We start from the raw sequence: 23,027 nt of genomic DNA on the forward strand, positions 1-23,027 counted from the left end.
GGAAGTTAAGCCTTTCAGCGCCGATGGTACTGCAACCGAGAGGTTGTGGGAGAGTAGGACGCCGCCGGACATACATTGTGGAAGTGGGGTCACCTTCGGGTGGCCCCACTTCTGCATTTCATGGCATCGTCCGGAGCGCACTCGGCGCGTGCTGCCTGGCCGCTCACCGTCCACAGGCGGCCTGAGAACGGTGTCGTCCACAGCCGTTGCGACCACGGGTCCGCTGTTGTCCGTCCTCCCCGTCAGAGTCGGAGGCAGGAGGTGCATGGTGAGCACAGGACAGACGAAGGCCGCGGCCCGGAGCACGCCTGCCGGTGCGGACGAGGCGATCAACGAGGTACGACTGACGGGGCGGCTCAGCAGCGTCCCGATGACGGTCGAGCTGCCCAGCGGCGACAGCCTGGTGACCTTCCGGGTGTCGGTGGAGCGCCCGCCGGCGACGGGCAGGGTGAGCGGCTCCGCGTCGGGGCAGCGGGTCGACTCGATTCCCTGCACGGCGTGGACCGCGGTGCTGCGACGCCGCGTCGTGGGTTGGCGCCCGGGTGACGTCGTCGAGGTGGTGGGCGCCGTGCGGTGCCGGTTCTACCAGGCCGGCGGCGCGACGCGCTCGCGGGTGGAGGTCGAGGCGTCGTCGGGACGGATCATCCGTCGAGCACCGGCCGCATGATCACACCGAGGCTCGGCTTGGGCTGGAACGACGTCGCCTTCTCGGGCAGGAGCCCGCCCGACTCGACGAGGGCCTGCACCTGCTCGAAGTCCGGGCTGGGCAGCAGCACGCCGGGCGCCGCGGCCGACGTCGCGGCCAGAGCCTCGTCGACCGTGTGGTGGTGGTGGATGCGGCGCGGCGGTCGGGGCAGCCGGGGCAGCACGTGGTCGTGGAGCCAGGACACCGCGGCCTCGCGCTCGAGCCCGTCCGGCGCCACGGCGTACCAGGCGTCCCCGTCGGTGAGCACCATGTGAGTGCTGTCGAGGGCCCCGAGCGCCCGGGGGCGGGGCTGCTGCGTCACCGCGGCTCCCGCCCGGCGAGCCCCGTCGAGCAGCGCGTCGAGCCCGACGCCGGGCAGCGTGCGGTGGATGGCGCCGAGGAAGAGGGGAGTGTCGGCCTGGTCGACCAGCATCGCGAGTCCGGAGTCCCAGGGCGTGCCCGGGTGCTGCTCCTGCAGTCGGAGGTAGGCCGCGTAGCGGTGGTGGCCGTCGGCGAGGAGGCATCGGCTGTCGGCGATGAGGCTCCCGATCCGCGCGACGGTCGCGTCGTCGCGCACGGCCCAGAGCCGCTGTCGCTGTCCGGTGCGGTCGAGGTAGCGCCAGTCAGGCTCGGCTCGCGTGAGCTCGGCGACCAGCTCGCGGAGCTCGCGGCGGCCGTGGTGCACGAGAAGGATGGGGGCGGGGTTGAGGTCCATCTGCAGCATGCGGTCGGCCAGCTCGCCGGCCTGCTCGGGGTGGATCGCCTCGTGCGGCCACACCACCCGCTTCTCGAGCGTCTCCGCGCGGCGCGAGACGCGAAGGGCACCGACCAGTCCTCGCACGGTGAGGCCGCCGGAGGTGTACTCGTGGAGGTAGAGCGCGGGCTCGGTGTCGGCGCTCGCGTCACCACGGGCCATCCACTGCGTCAGCCGCCCCGCGACGTCGCGATAGGGTCGCGCCAGTGCTCGCGCGGAGGCGGGGTCACCCACGCGCGCCGGTGCCAGCATCACCGCCCGGAACGGGAGCAGCTCGAGGGGCTTCGCCACGTACGGAGGCACGACGGTGGCGGAGTCCATCGGAGCATCGTAGGGGGACGCTCGTCACAATCCGGAAAGGGGTGGACCATGCTCGAGGAGTCGACGACGCCGCTCGTGGAGGCGCACGACCTGGTCATGTTCGACCTCGACGGGGTGGTCTACGTGGGCACCGAGGCCATCGCGGGAGTCGCGGAGGCCATCGACAAGGTGCGCCAGGACGGGCGCCACGTGGCGTTCGTGACCAACAACGCCTCACGCACGCCTGAGCAGGTGGTCGACAAGCTCGTCGGGGTCGGGGTGGACGCCCATCCGTCGGACGTGGTCACGTCGGCACAGGCCGCGGCCCGGCTGCTCGTCGAGGAGCACGGCGCGGGCGCCCGCGTGCTGCTCCTGGGCGGCGAGGGTCTCCGGGTCGCACTGCTGGAGGCGGGTCTGGTGCCGGTCGACGACCCGGAGGGCGCGGTGGCCGTGGTGAGCGGCTACGGACCCGACGTGCGGTGGCGCGAGATCATGCGTGCGGCCACCCTGGTGCGCGGCGGGCTGCCCTACGTGGCCAGCAACGCCGACCTGACGATCCCCACCCCCTACGGACTCGCGCCCGGTCACGGCGTGCTCGTGCGCACGATCACCGGATTCGCCGGCGTCGACGCCGTGGTGGCGGGCAAGCCCGAGAAGCCGCTCATGGAGGAGACCGTGCTGCGCGTGGGTGGCGACCGGCCCCTGATGGTCGGCGACCGCCTCGACACCGACATCGAGGGCGCCCACGCGATCGACGCGCCCTCGCTGCTCGTGCTGACCGGGGTGACGTGGCTCGACGAGCTGGCAGCGGCTCCGCCCCGGCTCCGCCCGACCTACATCTCACCGACGATGGACGGGCTGTTCGAGACCCATCCGGCCCCCGCGGTGAGCGAGCGCGCCGCGGAGCTCGGCGGCTGGATGGCCCGGGTCGACAGGGGCCGACTGAGCGTGTCGGGCGAGGGGTCGGACGCCGACTGGTGGCGCGTCGCTGCCACCGCGTGCTGGCGTCACCTCGACGACAACGGGAGCCCCGCCGACGTCACCGACACGACGCCGCCCGGACCCGTCCGGCGACTCGGCGCCGAGTAGGCTCGCGGCCATGAGCGAGGTGCCCGAGCACGACCCGACCGGCGTCGAGGCCGTCGACCGCGTGCTGGCCGACGTGTCAGGGCTGGACGGGATCCCCGTCTCCGACCACGTCGCCGTCTTCGAGCGGGCCCACGAACAGCTGCGGCGTGCGCTCGACGCCCGGCCCGACGCGCCCGGCGCCGACCCGGGCGCCTGAGCCACCGTGCCGCCCAGACGCCTTCGCCTCGACCAGGAGCTCGTCAGGCGCGGCCTCGCCCGCTCGCGCGATCACGCCAGCGAGCTGGTGGCCGCCCGTCGGGTGACGGTGTCGGGGGCCGTCGCGACCAAGCCGGCGACCGGGGTCACCACCGACGTCGCGATCGTGATCAAGGACGACCCGTCGTCGGTCGACTACGTCTCCCGGGGCGGGCACAAGCTCGCCGGCGCGCTGGCGGCGTTCGCCGAGCACGGCCTGACCGTCCGGGGCAAGCGGTGCCTCGACGCCGGCGCGTCCACGGGCGGCTTCACCGACGTGCTGCTGCGGGCCGGCGCGCGCGAGGTGGTGGCGGTGGACGTCGGCTACGGGCAGCTCGCGTGGTCGCTGCAGAGCGACGCCCGCGTGCAGGTCCACGACCGCACCAACATCCGTGAGCTGACCCTCGACGTGATCGGCGAGCCCGTCGACCTCGTGGTCGGTGACCTGTCCTTCATCTCCCTCGCCCTCGTCCTCGACCCGCTCCTGTCGGTCACGCGGGACGACGGCGCGCTGGCGTTGATGGTCAAGCCGCAGTTCGAGGTCGGCAAGGACCGGGTCGGCAAGGGGGGGGTGGTCCGTGACCTGGCGCTGCGGGCCGAGGCGGTCACCACGATCGCCGACCTCGCCGCCGAGCGCGGATGGGGAGCCGTAGCGGTCACGGTGAGCCCACTTCCCGGCCCGTCGGGCAACGTCGAGTTCTTCCTGCTGCTGCGGCACGGGCCGGCGTCCGTCGGGGCGGACGAGATCCGCGCCGAGGTGGAGCGCGCGGGGTCGATGGGGGTGGCGGGTGAGAGGGTGGACCCGTGACCAGCAACAGCCCCCCGCGCCGTGTCCTGGTGCTGGCGCACACCGGCCGCCCCCAGGTGCACGACGTGGCCCGCGAGTGCGTGCAGACGCTCACGGCCCACGGGATCGGCGTACGCCTGCTGGCCGACGAGGCAGCCGACCTGGGCCTCGACGACTCCGACGTCCTCGTCGAGACCACCCGGGCCGACGACAGGCCGGGTGAGGGCTGCGAGCTGGCCCTGGTCATCGGCGGCGACGGCACCATCCTGCGGGCCGTGGAGCTGACCCACGAGACGAGCACCCCGCTGCTCGGCGTCAACCTCGGCCACGTCGGGTTCCTCGCCGAGGCCGAGCAGGAGGACGTCGCGTCGACGATCGCCGCGATCGTCGCGCGCGACTACACCGCCGAGGACCGGCTCAGCCTCGACGTGTGCGTGATGGTCGGCAAGGAGGTGCTGTTCTCCACCTTCGCGCTCAACGAGGCGAGCGTCGAGAAGGCGGCCCGCGAGCGGATGCTCGAGGTCGTCGTCGAGGTCGACGGGCGGCCGCTGTCACGGTGGGGCTGCGACGGGGTCGTCTGCGCCACGCCCACCGGCTCCACCGCCTACAACTTCAGCGCCGGTGGACCGGTGGTGTGGCCCGAGGTCGAGGCCCTGCTGATGGTCCCGCTGAGCGCGCACGCGCTGTTCGCCCGCCCGATGGTGGTGGCGCCGACGTCGGTGCTCGCCGTCGAGGTGCTGTCCAACACCGAGGGCTCGGGCGTGCTGTGGTGCGACGGCCGGCGCACGGTCGACCTGCCGCCGGGCGCGCGCATCGAGGTGCGCCGCGGCGCCCGTCCGGTGCGCCTGGTCCGGCTCCACCACGCGCCGTTCACCGACCGGCTGGTGGCCAAGTTCGACCTGCCGGTCGAGGGCTGGCGTGGCGCCGCCGAGCGTCGCCGGCGCGACAACGGGGACCACGATGCTTGAGGAGCTGCGGATCAGCCAGCTCGGCGTCATCGAGTCGTCGACGCTCGAGCTCGGCCCCGGCCTCACCGTGATCACCGGTGAGACCGGCGCCGGCAAGACGATGGTCGTCACCGCGCTCGGCCTGCTGCTGGGCGGCCGGGCCGACCCGGGGGCCGTCCGCTCGGGGGCCAAGCAGGCCCGGGTCGAGGGGGTCGTCGCCGCGACCGCGCTTCCCGGCTTCCGCGGGGCCGTCGAGGACGCCGGCGGCGAGGTCGAGGACGGGCAGGTCGTCCTGGCGCGCAACGTCGCGGCGCAGGGACGCTCCCGGGCCTGGGTCGGTGGGGCCTCGGTCCCGGTGACCACGCTGGCCGAGGTGGCCGAGCCGCTGGTCGCCGTCCACGGCCAGTCCGACCAGCACCGCCTGCTCCGGCCCGGCGCGCAGCGCGCCTCGCTCGACCGGTTCGGCGGCGACGAGCTGGCCGCGACCGCCGCGGCCTACGCCGCCCGGTGGTCCGAGCTGGTCGTCACCGAGCGCACCCTGGCCGAGGTCGTCGGCTCCGCCCGCGAGCGGGCCCGGGAGGCCGACCAGCTGCGCTTCGGCCTGGGGGAGGTCGAGGCCGTCGACCCCAGGCCCGGCGAGGACGCGGAGCTCGCGGCCGAGGAGACCCGGCTCGGCTTCGCCGACACGCTCCGCACCGCCGCCGAGACGGCCCGAGAGGCGCTCTCGAGCGAGGAGGGCGCCCCCGACGCCCTCGCCACGACCAGCACGGCCCGACAGGCGCTCGAGGGTGTGCGCGAGCACGATCCGGCGGCCGGCGAGCTGGCCGACCGGCTCGCCGAGCTCGGCCACCTGCTGGTCGACGTGGCCGGCGACGTCGCGTCCTACGCCGCCTCCCTGGAGACCGACCCCGCGAGGCTGGCGGCCGTGTCGGAGCGCCGGGCGGCGCTGACCGCGCTGACCCGCAAGTACGGCGAGAGCATCGACGAGGTGCTGGCGTGGGCCGAGGACGGCGCCAAGCGGCTGCTCGACCTCGAGGACACCGGCGGGCGGATCTCCGAGCTCGAGTCGCGCCGCGACCGCATCCGCGCCGAGCTCGGCGAGCTCGCGTCCACGCTGAGCGCCCAGCGCACCGAGGCCGCCCGGCGGCTCGGCGTCGCGGTGAGCGAGGAGCTCACCTCGCTGGCCATGCCCCACGCCACGGTGACCGTCGCGGTGACGCAGCAGGAGACCCCCGCCCCGGAGACCCCCGCCGGCCCGCAGCTGCTGGTCGACGGGCGGTGGGTGCGCGCCGCGGCGCACGGGGTCGACGACGTCGAGCTCCTGCTCGCCGCCAACACCGGCGCCGAGCCGCGCCCCCTCCACAAGGGGGCGTCCGGCGGCGAGCTCTCCCGCGTGATGCTGGCGCTCGAGGTGTCGCTGGCGGAGACCGGGTCGGTGCCGACGTTCGTCTTCGACGAGGTCGACGCCGGCGTGGGCGGCAAGGCCGCCATCGAGGTGGGACGTCGGCTCGCCGCGCTGGCCCGTGCCTCCCAGGTCCTCGTGGTCACCCACCTGCCGCAGGTGGCCGCCTACGCCGACCGCCACGTGGTGGTGCACAAGTCGAGCGACGGCACGGTCACCACGTCCGGCCTGGTCGCGCTCGGCGACGACGATCGCGAGCGTGAGCTGTCGCGGATGCTCGCCGGGCTCGAGGACTCCGAGAGCGCCCGCGCCCACGCCCGCGAGCTGCTCGAGGCCGCCGCGCCCGAGCGGGCGTGCCTCCCCGGGAGGCCGGGACCCGGCTGAGACCATGGCGGGGTCATGAAGTTCGCAGTCCGCACCCGCCAAGCCCCCGCCCTCCCCGGCGTCCACGGCCCCGCCCGCGTCCACCGGCGTACGGCGAGCGTGCTCGGTCGCCTGCACCCGGGCGACGTCGCCGTCCTCGACCACCTCGACATGGACCGCGCCACCGCGCAGGCGCTGGTCGACGCCGGTGTCGTCGCCGTCGTCAACGCGAGCCCGATGATCTCGGGTCGCTACCCCAACCTCGGCCCCGAGCTGCTGGTCGAGGCCGGGCTCGCCGTCGTCGACAGCACCGGCTCCGAGGTCTTCGACCGCGTCAAGGACGGCGCCGCGCTGCGCGTCGACGGGGGAGCGGTGCACGTCGGCGACACCCTCGTGGCCGACGGCCGCGAGCTGACCGACGAGCTGGTCCGGGGCGAGATGGACCGTGCCCGCTCCGGCCTCACCGCCCAGCTGGAGAGCCTGACCCACAACAGCACCGAGTTCCTGCGCCGCGAGCAGGACCTGCTCCTGCACGGCCACGGCGTGCCGACCACCGCGACCGAGATGGCCGGTCGGCCCGTGGTCGTCGCCGTCCGCTCCCACGGCTGGGAGGACGAGCTGCGCGCCATCAAGCCGTTCCTGCGCGAGCAGCGGCCCGTCCTGGTCGGCGTCGACCGTGGCGCCGACGCCCTCGTCGGCGCGGGGCACCGCCCCGACGTCGTCGTCGTGACCGGTGGCTCCGACGACCTGCCCGCCGCCGCCGTCCTGCGCCGCGCCCGCGACGTCGTCGTGCTCGTCCAGCGCGGGGCCAAGCGCGACGTGACCGAGCCGTTCGAGCGGCTCGGCATCCGCGCGCTGCGCTTCGAGACCACCGCGACCACGCAGGACGCCGCGCTGCTGCTGGCCGCCGCCCACGACGCGGCCCTCATCGTCGGCGTCGGCATGCACGCCACGCTCGACGAGTTCCTCGACCAGCGCCGCGCCGGTCTGGCCAGCACCTTCCTGACCCGGCTCAAGCTCGGCCCCGACCTGGTCGACGCCGCCGCCGTCGCGCGGCTCTACGACGGCGCCGTACGACCGCGGCACCTGGCCGGGGCCATCGCCGCCGGCGTGCTCGCGCTCGCCGCCGCAGTGAGCGTCACCCCCGTCGGCCAGCAGTGGGTCGACGACGTGTCGCCCCGGGTCTCCGGCGCGACGACCGACCTGATCGACGACGTACGAGGAATGCTCCCTTGATCACCCTGCGCCACCACCTGCTCACCATCGTCGCCGTGTTCCTGGCCCTCGCGGCCGGGATCGTCCTGGGCGGCGGCCCGCTCTCCGACGTCGGTCCCACCGTCGCGACCGCCGGGGGAGACCGCGAGACCACACCCGCCGACGACCAGGCGCAGGTCGACTACACCGAGAGCTTCGTGTCGGCTGTGGGCCCGGCCACCGTCGGCGGCCGTCTCGCCGAGCGGTCGGTCGCCCTGGTGACGGTGCCCGGCGCCGACGAGCAGCTGGTGGGTGCGCTCGGCGAGCAGGTGACGGCCGCCGGTGGCACCGTGAGCGCCCGCTACGACCTCGCCGACGACCTCGTCGACCCCGCCCAGAAGTCGCTCGTCGACACGCTGGGCAGCCAGCTGCTGACCCAGCAGGCCGAGGGCGACGTCGCCGCCGACGCGTCGACCTACGACCGCCTCGGCCAGCTGCTCGGCCTCGCCGTGGCCTCCAAGGACGCGGAGGGCCAGGGCGTCAACGGCAAGGCGCGCGCGATCGCCGACGCCATCAGCGGTGCTGGCCTGATGGCCGAGCCGGGGGAGGTCGCCGAGCGCTCGCCGCTGGTGCTCCTCGTGCTCGGGACCGACGCCGAGGACGACGGGTCGGACGCCATCCTCGCCGGGCTCGCCCAGGGCCTCGCGGCTCAGGCGACCGGCGTGGTCGTGGTGGGGGTCACGGCCGACGGCGGCACCGGGCAGCTCGGCCGGTTCCGTGCCGACCCGGCCTCGGCGGGCGTCGCCAGCCTCGACGGCATCGACACCGCAGCCGGCCGGGTAGCGACGATCCTCACACTCCAGCGCTCGCTGACCGCTCCCGGTGGCGCCTTCGGTGCGTCGGGTGCCGACGGACCCGTCCCGCTCGGGTAGGATCGAAGCCCGTGAAGAGCCACACGCCGACCAAGCACGTGTTCGTGACCGGAGGCGTCGCCTCCTCCCTCGGCAAGGGGCTCACGGCCTCCAGCCTGGGCAACCTGCTCAAGGCGCGCGGCCTGCGCGTGACGATGCAGAAGCTGGATCCCTACCTCAACGTGGATCCCGGCACGATGAACCCGTTCCAGCACGGCGAGGTCTTCGTGACCAACGACGGGGCCGAGACCGACCTCGACATCGGCCACTACGAGCGGTTCCTCGACACCGACCTCAACCAGATCGCCAACGTGACGACCGGCCAGGTCTACTCGACCGTGATCGCCAAGGAGCGACGCGGCGACTACCTCGGTGACACCGTGCAGGTCATCCCGCACATCACCAACGAGATCAAGGACCGCATCCTCGCGATGGGCGGGCCCGACTTCGACGTGGTCATCACCGAGGTCGGCGGCACGGTCGGCGACATCGAGTCACTGCCGTTCCTCGAGGCCGCGCGCCAGACGCGCCACCAGATCGGGCGCGACAACTGCTTCTTCATCCACGTCTCGCTGGTGCCCTACATCGGCCCGTCCGGCGAGCTCAAGACCAAGCCGACGCAGCACTCCGTCGCCGCGTTGCGCTCGATCGGCATCCAGCCCGACGCGATCGTGTGCCGCGCCGACCGCGACCTGCCCGCCGGCATCAAGCGCAAGATCGCCCTGATGTGCGACGTCGATGACGAGGCCGTCGTCACGTGCGCCGACGCGCCGTCGATCTACGACATCCCCAAGGTGCTGCACCGCGAGGGCCTCGACGCCTACGTCGTGCGCCGCCTCGACCTGCCCTTCCGCGACGTGGACTGGACCGACTGGGACGAGCTGCTGCGCCGCGTCCACAACCCGTCGGAGGAGGTCACGGTCGCGCTGGTCGGCAAGTACATCGACCTGCCCGACGCCTACCTCTCCGTCAGCGAGGCGCTGCGCGCCGGCGGCTTCGCCCACGACGCCAAGGTCAACATCCGCTGGGTCGCCTCCGACGAGTGCCGCACCGAGGCCGGCGCCGCCCGGCACCTCGCTGACGTGGACGCCGTGCTGGTGCCCGGCGGCTTCGGCGTGCGCGGCATCGAGGGCAAGCTCGGCGCGCTCCACTACGCCCGCACCCACGGCATCCCGACCCTCGGGCTGTGCCTGGGCCTGCAGTGCATGGTCATCGAGTACGCCCGCAACGTCGCCGGGCTGACCAAGGCCGGGTCGACGGAGTTCGACCCCGACACCGTCGAGCCGGTGATCTCCACGATCGAGGAGCAGAAGAAGTTCGTCGACGGCGCGGGCGATCTCGGTGGCACCATGCGGCTGGGCCTGCAGAAGGCCGACCTCGCCGAGGGCAGCGTGGTGCGGGCGGCCTACGGCGAGGCGACGGTCGAGGAGCGCCACCGCCATCGCTACGAGTTCAACGACGCCTACCGCGACACCTTGGCGAGGGCGGGCATGGTCTTCTCCGGCGTCAACCCCGAGCTCGGCCTGGTCGAGTTCGTCGAGCTGCCCGCCGACGTGCACCCCTACTACGTCGCCACCCAGGCACACCCCGAGCTGCGCTCGCGGCCCACCCGCCCGCACCCACTCTTCGCGGGACTCATCGGGGCGGCCATCGAGCGCCAGCGCTCCGAGCGGTTCCCGCTCGACGAGTCCGGCCTGCGCCGCAAGGACGAGGCAGTCGAGGCCTGAGCCCCGGCCGGCCCGTGACCGGGCCGGATTCGGTCAGACGTACCTGCACCTGCGCCCGCGGGCGGATCAGCCGACGTTGACGTCGACCCGCGCAGTGACCCCGGCGTCAACCGATCCGACGTAGCCACCCAGCACGCCTACGAGCACCCCGATCACGACGAGTTGGCCGATGGGCGCACCTGCGCGGGCTGACGGACGCGTCTGCTGCCATGCGTACCAATCGCTGCGGCAGAACTTTGCGAGTCCGGCGAGAGCCCCGGCACTGGCAGTGAGCGCGAGCACCGCGGGGGCTGTCTGACCAAGGCCGTGGATCGAGAACAGATCGGCAAGACCGCCGACGAAACCCAGCGTCAGTAGGACCCAGGCAAGCACGATGCGGACGCGGCGGGCCCGGACGACGCCAGCGGACACGTAGCCGACCAGCAGGGCCCCGAGGATCATGGACAGGACCTGCGACGCTTCCTCGCCGACGCGACCTCCATGTCGGAGGACCAGGAGCACCTGGCCCGCCAGCGAGGCCCAGGCAAGCACCCAGATCGAACGAGGAAGTGGGGGCGTAGCGTCCAGCCGCTCGAATGCCCCTTCGGCGGTCACCGGGTCATCGTCGCACCCGGAGCGAGCACGCGCTGGCATCTGGTTTCGGACGTGCACGTGGGTTGCAGCGAACGATGCGAGCGGATCTTGCGACGAGCGTGCGGGTGTGGGCCTGTCCTGACTGCCGTCAGTCGTGCCTCCGGGTGCACGTGCGAACCTAGGATCATGGCCACGACGAGCGCGGAGGACATGCGCCGGATCCCCTCCCTGACCGGGACCGCACCCAGCATCGACCCGACTGATCTGCCTCCCGACCCCGTACAGCTCTTCCAGGAATGGCTGGACGTCGCCCTAGAGCAGGGTGTCGCCGAGCCGATCGCCGCCACGTTGGCAACCGTCGACGACGAGGGAGTCCCGGATGCCAGAACGCTGATCCTCAAGGCAGTCGACACCGAAGGCTGGGCGTTCGCTGGCGCCGCATCGTCGCAGAAGGGTCAGCAGCTCGAGAAGCATCCTTCGGCCGCGTTGAACCTGTGGTGGCAGCCGCTCGTGCGAGCCGTGCGTGCGCGCGGCCCTGTTGTCGAAGCATCCAGACGAGAGTGTGTCGCAGACCACGAAGCCCGCAGCGAGGCAGCCCGCGCCGGTGTCGATCCGCAGGACTGGAGGTTGTGGCGCATGGTCCCGTCTCGCGTCGAGTTCTGGCAGGGCTCTCCGGATCGCCGGCACCTGCGCATCATCTACACCTACGACGGAGCCTGGCACCTCGACATCTGGCGCGGTGAAGCCCGCCCAGGGTCTCCCTCCGAGCGCTAGCGGCCAGCAGTCGTTGTCCGCTGCCACGTGGCATGCGGGCGGAGGGACCCACGATCGTGGCGTCCGAGCGTCTGTGCCGAAGGTGGGGCGCCTATGGTCGTGGCCATGGCTCTCATCCACAAGGCGACCTTGAATCCGACCAAGCTGCAGCTGCTCGCCAGCTGGCTGCCGCGGCAGACCTGGGTCACCGACGTGACGGACCTCGAGCAGGTGGGCGCCTACAGGTTCGACGATCCGGCCGGCGTGGTGGGCATCGAGGCTCTCCTCCTGCAGTCTCGTGACGGCTCGGTGTTCCACGTCCCGTTGACCTACCGGGGGGCGCCGTTGGTCGGGGCCGAGGAGTTCCTCATCGGCACCACCGAGCACTCCGTGCTCGGAACGCGCTGGGTGTACGAGGGGTGCGGCGACCCGGTGTGGGCGACGGCGCTCGCGACCGCTGTACTGACCGGCGGCACCCAGGCCGAAGAGCTCGTCGACATGGAGGGGCGCCTTCAACCACGGGCCGCCACCGCGGAGGTGCGGGGCAGCGGGAACCAGGGGACCCCCGTGGCGGAGGTGGAGGCGGTCAACTGCCGCGAGGAGGGCTCGACGACGGTCGTACGGACCGAACAGTTCGACCTGGTCGTCGTTCGCGTGATCGGAACCGAGGTAGCCGTCCAGCAGACGCTCACCGGCAGCTGGGCCCAGCACGGCCCGGCAGTGTTGGCCGGAGTTCGACCGATCTAGCGGACCCGGCGCTGGCTCCTCGACAGAGGGAACCTCCTGCGCGGAAGAGCCGGACTGTCCGCTCGAACCGGCGGCGCTGCATCCAGCAGGACGTAGCGCAACGCACGGTCGCAGATGTCCGCGCGAGGTGGGTCCACTGCTCGGCCGACGAACACCGACCATGAGCGCTCTTCTCCCTCCCCGAACACACAACCTCTGCGGATGTGGCATCCGCGAAGCTCTCCGCTGGGAGCTTGATCAGTCGGCCGTCGTACCGCGTGCCACGAACCCCACGTCGACGAACAGCCGGAGCGCCCCGGTCAGAGGCGGCGGGCCTGCAGGATGCGGCTGAGGACGAAGGAGTTCGAGCGGAGCTGGTTGCGGGCGTAGGCGATCAGGGCGGAGTCCTCGGCGGCGTTCTCGGCGGCGGCGAGGAAGTCCTCGTCGCCGGCGCCGAGGGGGTACATCGCCCGGATGGTGAGGCCCTGGTTGAGCAGGCCGCCCTTGAGCGTGCGCAGCTCCTCGAGGTAGCGGTAGGTGTAGGGGGCGAGCAGCTCGGCCTGCCCGGGACGCCAGAACGTCGAGCCGAGCACGAGCGTCTCCCGGCTCGCGGGTACCGCGTAGTCGACGAAGAACGCCCGCCACACCTCCTCCTTGGCCTCGACGTCGGGACGGGCGGCGAGCACCGCGAGCCGACGCATCGCGGCGTCGGGGTCGGGGTCGGACTCGAGGAGCCGGCGCACGGCGTCCTCGTCGTAGTCGCCGAGCTCGGCGCGGCGCACCGCCATCCGCCACGCCAGGTCGAGGTCGGTCGCCTCCGCGGCGGCCGCCTCGAGCACGGCCCAGTGCGCGGCGGCGGAGGCTGACGCGGCCAGGGTGCGCAGCGCCGCCTGCCGGGCGTCGGGCAGGTCCACGAGGCCGACGACCGCGTCGGCCAGCGCGGCCAGGAGCGCGGGCGACTCGGCGGCCGGCGCCCACCGGTCGGCGACCTGCAGCGCTTGGGCGAGGAACGGCTCGATGAGCGCGGGGCTCGTCTCCGACGCCAGCGCCCGGGTCAGCGCGGCCGACACGTCGCGAGGGGCGACGTCGCCGAGCAGCAGCAGCTGGCCGGCGGTCGCCGCGACGAGGGCCCGGTCGAGCGGGTCCTCGAGCTGGTGGATGCGCTCGAGCATCAGGCGCAGGGACGTGTCGTCGGGCTTGACGGCGGCGAACGTGAAGTCGCCGGCGTTGACCAGGCGGAGGTCGCCGCCGGGGAGATCGACGGGCGTGCGCGGGCCGGTGACCTCGTGGGAGGAGCGACCGGCCGGCACGAGCGTGTCGCCCGAGGCGTCGAAGACGGCGATGTCGAGGTGGTGCGGCCGGGGGTCCTGGGTGCCGGGTGCCTGCACCACCAGCTCGCTGTCGGCCAGCGTGATGACGTCGGTGCCCGCCTCGTCGAGCCACGCCCGGGTCCAGGCGGACAGGTCGCGGCCCGAGGCCCGCGCGTAGCAGTCCATCAGGTCGTCGAGGCGGGTGTTGGAGAAGGCGTAGCGGCTGAAGTAGTCGCGCAGGCCCTCCACGAAGGCGTCCTCGCCGATGTAGGCGACGAGCTGGTGCAGGACGCTCTGGCCCTTGACGTAGGTGATGGCGTCGAAGTTGGACATCGCCGACGCCACGTCGGGCACGGCACCGCGGATCGGGTGGCTGGCCGGGCTCATGTCCATCTCGTAGGCGGTGCGCTTGGAGGCAGCGAGGAACGTGGCCCACTGCTCGGTGAACTCGCTGGCCGCGGCCATCCCCCAGTTGGCCGCCCAGGACGCGAAGGCCTCGTTGAGCCAGAGGTCGTCCCACCACTGCATGGTCACGAGGTCGCCGAACCACATGTGGGCCATCTCGTGAAAGATGAACTCCGCGCGCACCGCACGCTGCGCGTGGGTCGGGGGAGTGCGGAAGAGCTGGCCGTCGCCGTAGGTCACGCACCCCCAGTTCTCCATCGCGCCGCCCAGGTTGGGGACGAAGACCTGGTCGTAGCGCTCCTGTGGGAACGGGTAGCCGAAGCGCTCGCCGAAGAAGGCCAGGCCCTGGCGGGTGAGGGTCACCATCTCGTCGAGGTCGCGCTCGAGGATCGGCACGAGCGACTGGCGGCAGTAGAACCCCAGGTCGTAGCCGTCGTGCTGGCGGCGCACCTCGTGGAACGGGCCGGCGTTGACCACCACGACGTACGTCGAGAGCCGGGGCGTGTCGGGGTAGGTCCACACGCGCGCGTCGCCGGTCTCCGCGTCCACCACCGACTCCGGGGCACCGTTGGAGGTGACCAGCCACGACGACGGAGCGGTGACCACGAACCGGTGCGGGGCCTTGAGGTCGGGCTGGTCGAAGCACGCCCACACCCGCCGGGCCTCGTCGGGCTCGAGGCTGGTCCAGACGTAGACCAGCTTGTCGGTGGGGTCGACCGTGCGCAGGACGCCCTCGCCGGTGTCGGTGTTGGTCGTGCTCGCCTCGACGACCAGCACGTTGTCGGCGGCCAGCGCGGGCAGCGGCAGCCGGCCGTCGGCGGCCGCGGACACGTCGATGTCGTGGCCGTTGAGGCTCGCTCGCGCCACGTCCATGGCGACGTCCACGAAGGTCGTGGCGCCGGGCTCGGAGCAGGTGAACGTGATGGTGCTCGTCGACCGCCAGACCTCGCCCTCCAGCAGGCCGGTCATGTCCACGTCGATGTCGTAGCGCTGGACCTCGAGGAGGTCGGACCGGGTCTGCGCTTCGTCCTTGGTGAGCGTCGCCAACGTCATGGGCCGAACCTACTCACCCACCCGTCGACGTCGCCGCCTGGGCTAGCGTCTGGCGCATGGGAGACCGGAACGGGGACGACGGACCGCAGGAGCTCGCCGACCGGCCGATGGCGTGGCCGGTGGTGTCGAGCCACTACCTGCACCGCGACGACTGGGTGGTGGCGCTGCGCGAGGACATGATCACCCGCCCGGGGCACTCCGAGGAGTTCAGCCGGATCAGCCTCGAGCACCCCGGTGCGGTCGTGGTGCTGGCGGTGGACGACGACGAGCGGGTGATGTGCCTGCGGCAGTACCGCCACACGAGCGGGCGGGAGTTCGTCGAGCTGCCGGCGGGACTGCGCGACGCGGGCGACGAGCCGGCCGTGGAGACCGCGAAGCGCGAGCTGCGCGAGGAGGTCGAGCTCGAGGCCGCCCACTGGCAGCAGCTGCTGAGCACGTTCTCCAGCGCCGGCATCAGCAACGAGGTGCACGACATCTTCCTGGCGCGCGGGCTCTCGCACGCCCCGCGAGGCGACTTCGCGATGGAGCACGAAGAGGCCGAGATGGAGCACTTCTGGGTGTCGATGGCCGATCTCCTCGACGCCGTCCTCGACGGCCGCGTGCGGCAGGGCCCGCTGGTCCAGGCGGTGCTCGCCTACGACGTGCTGAAGCGTCGGGGAGTCCTGACGGCCCCGTAGGCCGCCCCGGGAGTAGTCTCGCCCACGCTGTGAGGCGGCCCACGCCGTGAGGCCCCGGATCCCGGAGGAGCAAGGCATGAAGGTCGGCGTCCCCAAGGAAGTCAAGAACCGCGAGTATCGCGTGGCTCTGACCCCCATCGGTGTCCACGAGCTGGTCCAGCACGGTCACGAGGTGATGATCGAGCGGGGCGCCGGGAGCGGCTCGCAGGTCCCCGACGAGGAGTACGTCGCCGCGGGGGCGCGGATGCTCGAGACGGCCGACGACGTGTGGGGCGCCGCCGACATGGTGCTCAAGGTCAAGGAGCCGGTCGCCGAGGAGTACGCGCGGATGCGCGACGGCCAGACCCTCTTCACCTACCTCCACCTGGCCGCCGACAAGCCGCTGACCGAGGAGCTGCTGCAGCGCCGGGTGACGGCCATCGCCTACGAGACGGTCCAGCTGCCCTCAGGTGGGCTGCCGCTGCTCTACCCGATGTCGGAGGTCGCCGGCTGCCTCGCGCCGCAGGTCGGCGCGCACGCGCTGCTGAAGGCCAACGGCGGTCGCGGGGTGCTGATGGGCGGCGTGGGCGGGGTCGCCAACGCGAAGGTCGTGATCATCGGCGCGGGCGTCTCGGGGCAGAACGCCGCCAACATCGCGCTCGGGATGGGCGCGGACGTGACGCTGCTCGACACCGACCTCGACAAGCTGCGGATGTCGTTCTGGCGCTACAACAACCGGGTGCACGGCCTGGCGTCGTCCAAGCTGGCGATCGAGCAGCAGGTGATGGAGGCCGACATGGTCATCGGCGCGGTGCTGATCCCCGGTGCGGCGGCGCCGAAGCTGGTCAGCAACGACCTGGTGGCGCGGATGAAGCCCGGCTCGGTGCTGGTCGACATCGCGATCGACCAGGGCGGCTGCTTCGAGGACTCGCACGCCACGACGCACGACGACCCGACCTACGAGGTGCACGACTCGGTGTTCTACTGCGTGGCCAACATGCCGGGCGCGGTGCCCAACACCTCGACGTACGCGCTCACCAACGCGACGCTGCCCTACGCGGTGGCGCTGGCCGACAAGGGGTGGGAGCGGGCGCTGCGCGAGGACGCGAGCCTCGTCCACGGCCTCAACACCCACGCCGGGAAGCTCACCAACGCACCGGTCGGCGACGCCGTCGGCATCGAGTCGGTGGCACCGGAGACAGTCCTCGGGTGAGCCCCGGGGCGCCGCTGGGCCGCGCGGTCCGCACCTACCTCGACCACCTCGCGGTCGAGCGCGGGCTGGCGGCCAACACGCTCAGCTCCTACCGGCGCGACCTGAGCCGCTACGTCGAGTTCCTCGCCGGCCAGGGCATCGAGGAGCTCGACGCGGTCACCGAGGCGACCGTCGTCGCGTTCCTGGTCGGCCTGCGCGAGGGCAGCGACACCCACCCCCCGCTGGGCGCGTCGTCCGCGGCGCGCACCGTGGTCGCCGTGCGCGGCTTCCACAAGTTCGCCGTCTCCGACGGTCTCGCCGCTGGCGACCCGGCGGCGGCGGTCAAGCCGCCGACCCCGGCCAAGCGGCTGCCCAAGGCGCTCCCGCTGTCGGACGTCGAGGCCATCCTCGAGGCGGCCGGGGCGCCCGGCACGGCGCTGGCCCTGCGCGACCGCGCGCTCCTCGAGCTGCTCTACGGCACCGGTGCCCGCATCTCCGAGGCGGTCGGGCTCGACGTGGACGACCTCGACCAGCACGACGGCACGGTGCTGCTGCGCGGCAAGGGCGGCAAGGAGCGGCTGGTGCCGGTCGGCGGCTACGCCCGAGAGGCCGTGGCCGCCTACCTCACGCGCGCGCGCCCGGAGCTGGTCGGCACCGGCAAGGGCGGCCCGGCGATGTTCCTCAACTCCCGCGGCGGTCGCCTGTCGCGGCAGAGCGCCTGGGCGGTGCTGGTGAAGGCCGCCGAGCGGGCGGGCGTCACCGCCTCGGTGTCGCCGCACACCCTGCGGCACTCGTTCGCGACGCACCTGCTCGACGGCGGCGCCGACGTCCGCGTGGTGCAGGAGCTCCTGGGCCACGCGTCCGTCACCACGACGCAGGTCTACACGCTGGTCACCGTCGACAACCTGCGTGAGGTCTTCGCGACCGCCCACCCGCGAGCGCGCGAGTGACCACGGGGGAGCGCGTCCGGCTGCGGCTGCTCGGGGCGCCGTCGTGGGACGACGCCCCTGTCGTGGGGGCCCGCCCGCAGGCGCTGCTGGCCGCGCTGGTGCTCGAGCCGCGCGGCCTGAGCGTGGCGCAGCTCGTCGACCAGGTCTGGGAGGACGACCCGCCCGCCGCCCCCGGCAAGGCGCTCCAGGTCATCGTCTCGCGGCTGCGGGCCGCGACGGCGCCGGAGGTCGTCGAGCTGACCGAGACCGGCTACCGGCTCGGCGTCGACGCCGCTGAGGTGGACGTGCTGGCACTGGGTCTCGCGGTCGCGGAGGCGCGGGAGGCCCTCCGCGCCGGTGACGCGGTGCGGGCGGCTGAGCTGGCCGAGTGGTCGCGGGCGTGGCCCGAGCCCGCGACCGACGACGCGCCCGGACCACTGGCCCGGCTCAGGTCCCTGGCAGCCCGGACGCTCGACGCCGCCGACGACCTCCTGGGACGGGCCCTGGCCCGCCAGGGCCGCCACGCGGAGGCGGTGCCGCTGCTGGAGGCGGCCGCCGCTCGGTGGACCGACGAGTCCGGCGTGCTGGTCGACCTGCTCCGCAGCATCGCGGCCGTCGGTGGGCCTGCGGTCGCGCTCGGCCGCTACGAGGACTACCGCCGCGACCTCGCCGAACGCCTCGGCGTCGACCCCGCGCCCGAGCTGCAGCGGCTGCACCGCGAGCTGCTGGCCGCCGACGACCCGGTGCGCACCGGGCTGAGGTACGACGGCGCCGGGCTCCTGGGCCGCGAGCAGGACCTGGCCCGGCTGCGCTCGGCGCTGGCGGCGTCGCGGCTGGTCACGGTGCTCGGTCCCGGGGGCATCGGCAAGACCAGCATCGCGCAGGTGCTGGCCCGCGAGTCCGTGCTGCCCCACGTGCACGTCGTCGAGCTCGTCGGCGTGGGCGCCGGCGACGACGTCGTGGTCGCGGTCGGCGCGGCGCTCGGCGTGCGCGGGTCGGTGACGACCCGCCTCGCGCTCACGCCGGCCGAGCAGGCCGACGTCCGCAGCCGCTTGGCGCAGGAGCTCGACTCCGGGCCGACGCTGCTCGTGCTCGACAACTGCGAGCACGTGCTCGAGCCCGTCGCGTCCCTCGTGGCGTTCCTGCTGGCGACGACCCGTGACCTCCAGGTGCTCGCCACGAGCCGCGCCCCGCTGCGGCTGGCCGCCGAGCGCGTCGTGCCGCTGACCCAGCTCTCGCCCGAGGACGCCCGCGAGCTGTTCGTGCGGCGCGCGTCGGCCACCCGGCCCGACGCGCTGCTCGACCCGGCGACCGTCGGCGCCGTGGTCGACCGGCTCGACGGGCTCCCGCTCGCCGTCGAGCTCGCCGCCGCGCGGGTCCGCACCATGACCGTGCCAGAGGTGGCCGCGGCGCTCGACGACCGCCTGACCGCGCTGAGCAGCCGGGAGCGGAGCACCCCCGACCGACACCGCACGCTAGCGGCGGTGATCGGCTGGTCGTGGGACCTCCTCACGGCCGCGGAGCAGCGGGCACTGGCGTGGCTGTCGGTGTTCCAGGACGGGTTCGACCGCGCGGCGGCGACGGCCGTCCTCGGCCGTGACGGCTCCGACCTCGTCGACGCGCTGGTGGAGCAGTCGATGCTCGTCCTCGTCGACGACGGCGAGACCGCGCGACTCCGGCCGCTCGAGACGATACGTGAGTACGCCGCCGCCGAGCTGGCCCGGCGCGGCGAGACCCCCGAGGCCCTGGACGCGCTGCACGGATGGGCCGCCCACCTCGCCGCACGGTGTCGCGACCTCGTCGTCTCCGACGAGCAGGTCGCGCAGGTCGACCTCCTCGTGCGGGAGCAGAACAACCTCACCGACGTGCTGCGCCGGGCCCTGACCATCGGCGACCGCCCTCTCGTGGCCCGGATGGTCGCGCTGCTGGGCAGCCTGTGGACCATCACCGGCGACCAGCCGAAGATCTTCGCCGTCTGCGACGCGGCCGTCGAGGTGCTGTCGGGCTGGGACGTCCCCGACGAGGCGCGCCACGACGCCCTCGAGGCGGCGGGCGTGCTGCTGGTCCACGTGACGTGGGTCCCCGGCGTGGAGGTGGGCGGGCTCGGCGACCTGCTGACCCGCGGGGAGCCGCCCGCGGGCGCGTGGGGGCTGATCGGCCGCACCGTGCTGCAGGTCGACGAGGACACGCCCGCCCGGCTCGCGCGCGTCGCGGCGGAGCAGACCGGGGCCGGCCTCGCCGGCGCGCTGCTGATGTGGGCGAGCATCGTCGCGGAGAACGCCGGCGACGTCGACGCCGCGCGCGCGTACGCCGAGCAGGCGCTGCGGCACCGGCTCTCGGTCTTCCTGCGGGCGTCCGTGCACGCCGAGCTCAGCCAGCTCGCGATGACCGCGGGCGAGCACCATGAGGCCGCGCGGCACGCCGCCGTCGCGTGGCCGCTGCTCGAGCAGATCCACTCCGTCACCGACTCCTACAGCCTCCAGGTCGCCACCGCCCTGTCACCGCTGCTGGACGGCGACGTCGCGGGGGCCGTCGCGGTCCTCGACGCCGTCGGACCACCGGGTGGCGCGGCCGCGCAGATCGGTGCCCGGGTGGCGTGGCAGGCCGCCCAGGCCGAGGTCGCCCTCGCCCGGGGTGACGGCGCCGAGGGGATCCGGCGCTACGACGCGCTCGTCGACATGGTCGTCGACGCGGACAGCGGGCCGGCCGTGTCGCCGTGGGCGCCGATGATCTCCGCGGCCGCACTGGTCTGCCGTGCGCGTCACGGCACCGGGGCCGCGGACCCCGTGGCCGACGAGCTGCGCGACCGGGTCGTCGGACCGGGAGGCCGGACCCCACCGGGCACGCTGTGGTTCACCGACCTGCCGCTCAACGGCGTCCTGCTCATCGCGCTCGGCGCGTGGGTGGTCCGCTGGGGTCCGCCCGACCAGCGCTCGGACGGCATGTTCCTGCTCGCCGTGGCGCACCGATGGGCCTACAACCGCAGCGTGCCGGTGATGGCGTGGGAGTCGATGGTCGCCGTCGCCGACGCCGCGGAGCCCGGGCGGCTCGGCCGCCTCGTCGGCGAGCTGGCCGACCGCCCGGGACCGGAGCTCGTGCCCGAGGCGGCCGCAGCCGTCGACCGGCTGCGGCGCGCCTGGGCGGGCGGGGTCACGTCCTCCGGCTGAACGCCCGCACGGCCAGCGGGGCGAACACCGCGATCAGCACGGCGCAGCCCAGCAGCGCCCAGGCGACGTCGGTGGTGACGGCGCCCTCGTTGGCCAGGTCGCGGATCGCGCTGATCACCAGCGACACCGGGTTGACCTCGGCGAACGCGCGCAGCGGCCCGGGCATCGTCTCGGTGGGCACGAACGCGTTGGACAGGAACGTCAGCGGGAACATCACCAGCAGCGAGATGCCCTGCACGCCCTGGGCGTTGCGGCCGAGGATCCCGAAGAGCGTGAAGATCCACGCGAGCGACCAGCCGGCCAGCATCGCGAGCAGCACCGCGCCCGCGACCCCGGCGACGCCGCCGCCGGGCCGGTAGCCGATGGCGATGCCGACCCCGAAGGTCAGCACCGAGGCGATGAAGTAGCGCACCAGGTCGGCCACCATCGGCCCCGCCAGCGGTGCGATGCGCGAGATCGGCAGCACCCTGAACCGGTCGAACACCCCGGTGTCCATGTCGGTGCGCAGCTGGACCCCGGTGGCCACGCACGCGGTCAGCACGGTCTGCCCGATCAGCCCCGGAATGATGAGCGGGAGATAGCTGTCGACGTCGCCGGAGATGGCGCCGCCGAAGATGTAGGCGAACATCGCGGTGAAGACCAGCGGCTGGATGGTGACGTCGAACATCACCTCGAGGCTGCGCTGCATCTTCTTGGTCGCCCGCCACGCGAGGGTCATGGTCTGGCTGATCGTGTCGGCCACGCCGACGCGCTCCGTGGTGGGACCCGTGGTGGGGCCTGCGGTGGGCTCGGGCAGGGTCGCGGTGCTCATCGGGCGGTCTCCATCTTGTCGGTCTTGTCGGTCTCGTCGGTCTCGTCGGTCCCGTCGCCGCGCTCGTCCTGCTCGCCCGCCGGGGTGTCGTGGGTGTCGTGGCCGGTGAGGGCGAGGAACACCTCGTCGAGCGAGGGCTTCTGCACGGTCACCGACTCGATGGCGACCCCGCGGTCGCGGAGCGAGACGAGGACGTCGACGCTCTGGTCGGTGCGGGCCAGGGGCACGTTGACCCGCCGGGACTCCGGGGTGAGCACGGCCTCCTCGCCGAGCAGGCGGAGGGTCTCCTCGGCGACGACCGCGAGGTCGGCGTGGTCGGCGAGCTGCAGCTGCAGGGTGGACTGGCCCACCGACGACTTCAGCTCGTCGGAGGTGCCCTCGGCGACCTTGCGCCCGCGGTCGATCACCGCGATGCGATCGGCCAGCTGGTCGGCCTCGTCGAGGTACTGCGTGGTCAGCAGCACGGTGCAGCCCTCGCGCACCAGGTCGCGGACGGTGTCCCACACCTGGCCGCGGGTGCGCGGGTCCAGGCCGGTGGTCGGCTCGTCGAGGAAGATCACCGGCGGCCGGGTCAGCAGGCTCGCCGCCAGGTCGAGGCGGCGGCGCATGCCGCCTGAGAAGGCCGAGATCGGCTTGCTCGCGGCCTCGACGAGGTCGAACTGCTCGAGCAGCTCGGCCCCGCGGGCGCGGGCCTCGGTGCGCCCGAGACCCTGCAGCCGGGCGAAGAGCCAGAGGTTCTCGGTGGCGGTGAGGTTCTCGTCCACCGAGGCGAACTGGCCGGTGACGCCCAGCGTGCGGCGCACGGCGTGGGGTGCGGTGCGTACGTCGTGGCCCAGGATGCTCGCCTCGCCCTCGTCGATCGTCAGCAAGGTCGCGAGCATCCGCATCATGGTCGTCTTGCCGGCGCCGTTGGGGCCCAGCACGCCGAACACCTCGCCGCGCTGCACCCGGAGGTCGATGCCGTCGACCGCGCGCTGGTCGCCGAACCGCTTGACGAGGCCGGTGGCGGAGACGGCGGGTCCCGGCGCGGAGCGGGAGTCATGTGGTGTGGTCATGACG

The 23,027-nt window shown here is 73.4% G+C and carries 20 protein-coding genes and 1 rRNA gene; 16 read left to right on the forward strand and 5 right to left on the reverse strand.

Annotated elements, in window-relative coordinates; genetic code table 11:
• Both rrf and AC54T2_RS18545 read left to right on the forward strand, forming a co-directional pair.
• Positions 1-70, forward strand: a 5S ribosomal RNA gene (rrf, locus tag AC54T2_RS18540); the annotation flags it as partial.
• 198 nt (positions 71-268) lie between these two features.
• The gene (locus AC54T2_RS18545) at positions 269-667 is read left to right on the forward strand and encodes a single-stranded DNA-binding protein (RefSeq protein WP_496666911.1); all 399 of its coding nucleotides are present in this window, start codon (positions 269-271) and stop codon (positions 665-667) included.
• Here AC54T2_RS18545 and AC54T2_RS18550 read toward each other — a convergent pair.
• Positions 642-1,760: a DUF1015 family protein gene (locus AC54T2_RS18550; RefSeq protein WP_496666912.1), complete on the reverse strand. Its 1,119-nt coding sequence runs from the start codon at positions 1,758-1,760 to the stop codon at positions 642-644. The two genes, AC54T2_RS18545 and AC54T2_RS18550, sit on opposite strands and share 26 nt — an antisense overlap.
• Before the next feature lie 48 nt (positions 1,761-1,808).
• Here AC54T2_RS18550 and AC54T2_RS18555 point away from each other — a divergent pair, with 48 nt between their 5' ends.
• The 8 genes from AC54T2_RS18555 to pyrG are packed head-to-tail and all read left to right on the forward strand — an operon-like array spanning position 1,809 to position 10,393.
• Positions 1,809-2,828 (forward strand): HAD-IIA family hydrolase, encoded by a 1,020-nt coding sequence (locus tag AC54T2_RS18555; RefSeq protein ID WP_496666913.1) that lies wholly within the window; start codon positions 1,809-1,811, stop codon positions 2,826-2,828.
• 10 nt (positions 2,829-2,838) lie between these two features.
• Complete coding sequence (locus tag AC54T2_RS18560; RefSeq protein ID WP_496666914.1) at positions 2,839-3,024, forward strand: hypothetical protein; 186 nt, start codon at positions 2,839-2,841, stop codon at positions 3,022-3,024.
• Positions 3,025-3,030: 6 nt separating this feature from the next.
• Positions 3,031-3,870, forward strand: coding sequence for a TlyA family RNA methyltransferase (locus tag AC54T2_RS18565; protein WP_496666915.1), 840 nt, complete (start codon positions 3,031-3,033; stop codon positions 3,868-3,870).
• Positions 3,867-4,817, forward strand: a complete 951-nt coding sequence (locus AC54T2_RS18570) for an NAD kinase (RefSeq protein ID WP_186342283.1) — start codon at positions 3,867-3,869, stop codon at positions 4,815-4,817. Before AC54T2_RS18565 ends, AC54T2_RS18570 begins: the two co-directional genes overlap by 4 nt.
• Positions 4,810-6,582, forward strand: coding sequence for a DNA repair protein RecN (gene recN, locus AC54T2_RS18575; protein WP_186342282.1), 1,773 nt, complete (start codon positions 4,810-4,812; stop codon positions 6,580-6,582). Before AC54T2_RS18570 ends, recN begins: the two co-directional genes overlap by 8 nt.
• Before the next feature lie 15 nt (positions 6,583-6,597).
• Positions 6,598-7,797 (forward strand): putative cytokinetic ring protein SteA, encoded by a 1,200-nt coding sequence (steA, locus tag AC54T2_RS18580; protein WP_186342281.1) that lies wholly within the window; start codon positions 6,598-6,600, stop codon positions 7,795-7,797.
• A complete protein-coding gene (locus AC54T2_RS18585) occupies positions 7,794-8,687 on the forward strand; it encodes a copper transporter (RefSeq protein ID WP_496666916.1) in 894 nt (297 codons plus the stop codon). Before steA ends, AC54T2_RS18585 begins: the two co-directional genes overlap by 4 nt.
• 11 nt (positions 8,688-8,698) lie before the next feature.
• A complete protein-coding gene (gene pyrG / locus AC54T2_RS18590; protein ID WP_186342279.1) occupies positions 8,699-10,393 on the forward strand; it encodes a CTP synthase in 1,695 nt (564 codons plus the stop codon).
• A gap of 66 nt (positions 10,394-10,459) precedes the next feature.
• Here the strand turns inward: pyrG and AC54T2_RS18595 are convergent, their stop codons facing one another.
• On the reverse strand, positions 10,460-10,987 hold the full coding sequence (locus AC54T2_RS18595) for a hypothetical protein (protein ID WP_496666917.1): 528 nt from the start codon (positions 10,985-10,987) through the stop codon (positions 10,460-10,462).
• A gap of 165 nt (positions 10,988-11,152) precedes the next feature.
• Here AC54T2_RS18595 and AC54T2_RS18600 point away from each other — a divergent pair, with 165 nt between their 5' ends.
• Together AC54T2_RS18600 and AC54T2_RS18605 are read left to right on the forward strand one after the other, a co-directional pair.
• Positions 11,153-11,740 carry a pyridoxine/pyridoxamine 5'-phosphate oxidase gene (locus tag AC54T2_RS18600; protein WP_186342278.1) on the forward strand — a complete coding sequence of 196 codons (588 nt, stop codon included), beginning with the start codon at positions 11,153-11,155 and terminating at the stop codon, positions 11,738-11,740.
• Positions 11,741-11,833: 93 nt separating this feature from the next.
• On the forward strand, positions 11,834-12,466 hold the full coding sequence (locus tag AC54T2_RS18605; protein WP_496666918.1) for a CG0192-related protein: 633 nt from the start codon (positions 11,834-11,836) through the stop codon (positions 12,464-12,466).
• 299 nt (positions 12,467-12,765) lie between these two features.
• On the opposite strand, the gene pepN is transcribed toward AC54T2_RS18605, so the two are convergent.
• Positions 12,766-15,213, reverse strand: coding sequence for an aminopeptidase N (pepN, locus tag AC54T2_RS18610; protein ID WP_496666919.1), 2,448 nt, complete (start codon positions 15,211-15,213; stop codon positions 12,766-12,768).
• Positions 15,214-15,269: 56 nt separating this feature from the next.
• Between pepN and AC54T2_RS18615 the strand changes: the two genes are divergently transcribed.
• From AC54T2_RS18615 to AC54T2_RS18630, 4 genes are all read left to right on the forward strand, one after another.
• On the forward strand, positions 15,270-15,890 hold the full coding sequence (locus AC54T2_RS18615) for an NUDIX domain-containing protein (protein WP_186342275.1): 621 nt from the start codon (positions 15,270-15,272) through the stop codon (positions 15,888-15,890).
• A 76-nt stretch (positions 15,891-15,966) separates the two neighbouring features.
• On the forward strand, positions 15,967-17,082 hold the full coding sequence (ald, locus tag AC54T2_RS18620; RefSeq protein ID WP_496666920.1) for an alanine dehydrogenase: 1,116 nt from the start codon (positions 15,967-15,969) through the stop codon (positions 17,080-17,082).
• Positions 17,079-18,011, forward strand: coding sequence for a site-specific tyrosine recombinase XerD (gene xerD / locus AC54T2_RS18625; RefSeq protein WP_489976874.1), 933 nt, complete (start codon positions 17,079-17,081; stop codon positions 18,009-18,011). The genes ald and xerD overlap by 4 nt, the downstream gene beginning before the upstream one ends.
• Complete coding sequence (locus tag AC54T2_RS18630) at positions 18,008-21,157, forward strand: AfsR/SARP family transcriptional regulator (RefSeq protein WP_496666921.1); 3,150 nt, start codon at positions 18,008-18,010, stop codon at positions 21,155-21,157. The genes xerD and AC54T2_RS18630 overlap by 4 nt, the downstream gene beginning before the upstream one ends.
• Here AC54T2_RS18630 and AC54T2_RS18635 read toward each other — a convergent pair.
• Complete coding sequence (locus AC54T2_RS18635) at positions 21,141-21,968, reverse strand: ABC transporter permease (RefSeq protein WP_496666922.1); 828 nt, start codon at positions 21,966-21,968, stop codon at positions 21,141-21,143. The two genes, AC54T2_RS18630 and AC54T2_RS18635, sit on opposite strands and share 17 nt — an antisense overlap.
• Positions 21,965-23,023, reverse strand: a complete 1,059-nt coding sequence (locus tag AC54T2_RS18640; RefSeq protein WP_496666923.1) for an ATP-binding cassette domain-containing protein — start codon at positions 23,021-23,023, stop codon at positions 21,965-21,967. The genes AC54T2_RS18635 and AC54T2_RS18640 overlap by 4 nt, the downstream gene beginning before the upstream one ends.
• Between the last annotated feature and the right edge of the window lie 4 nt (positions 23,024-23,027).

The organism is Nocardioides sp. Z35_8 (assembly GCF_059621125.1).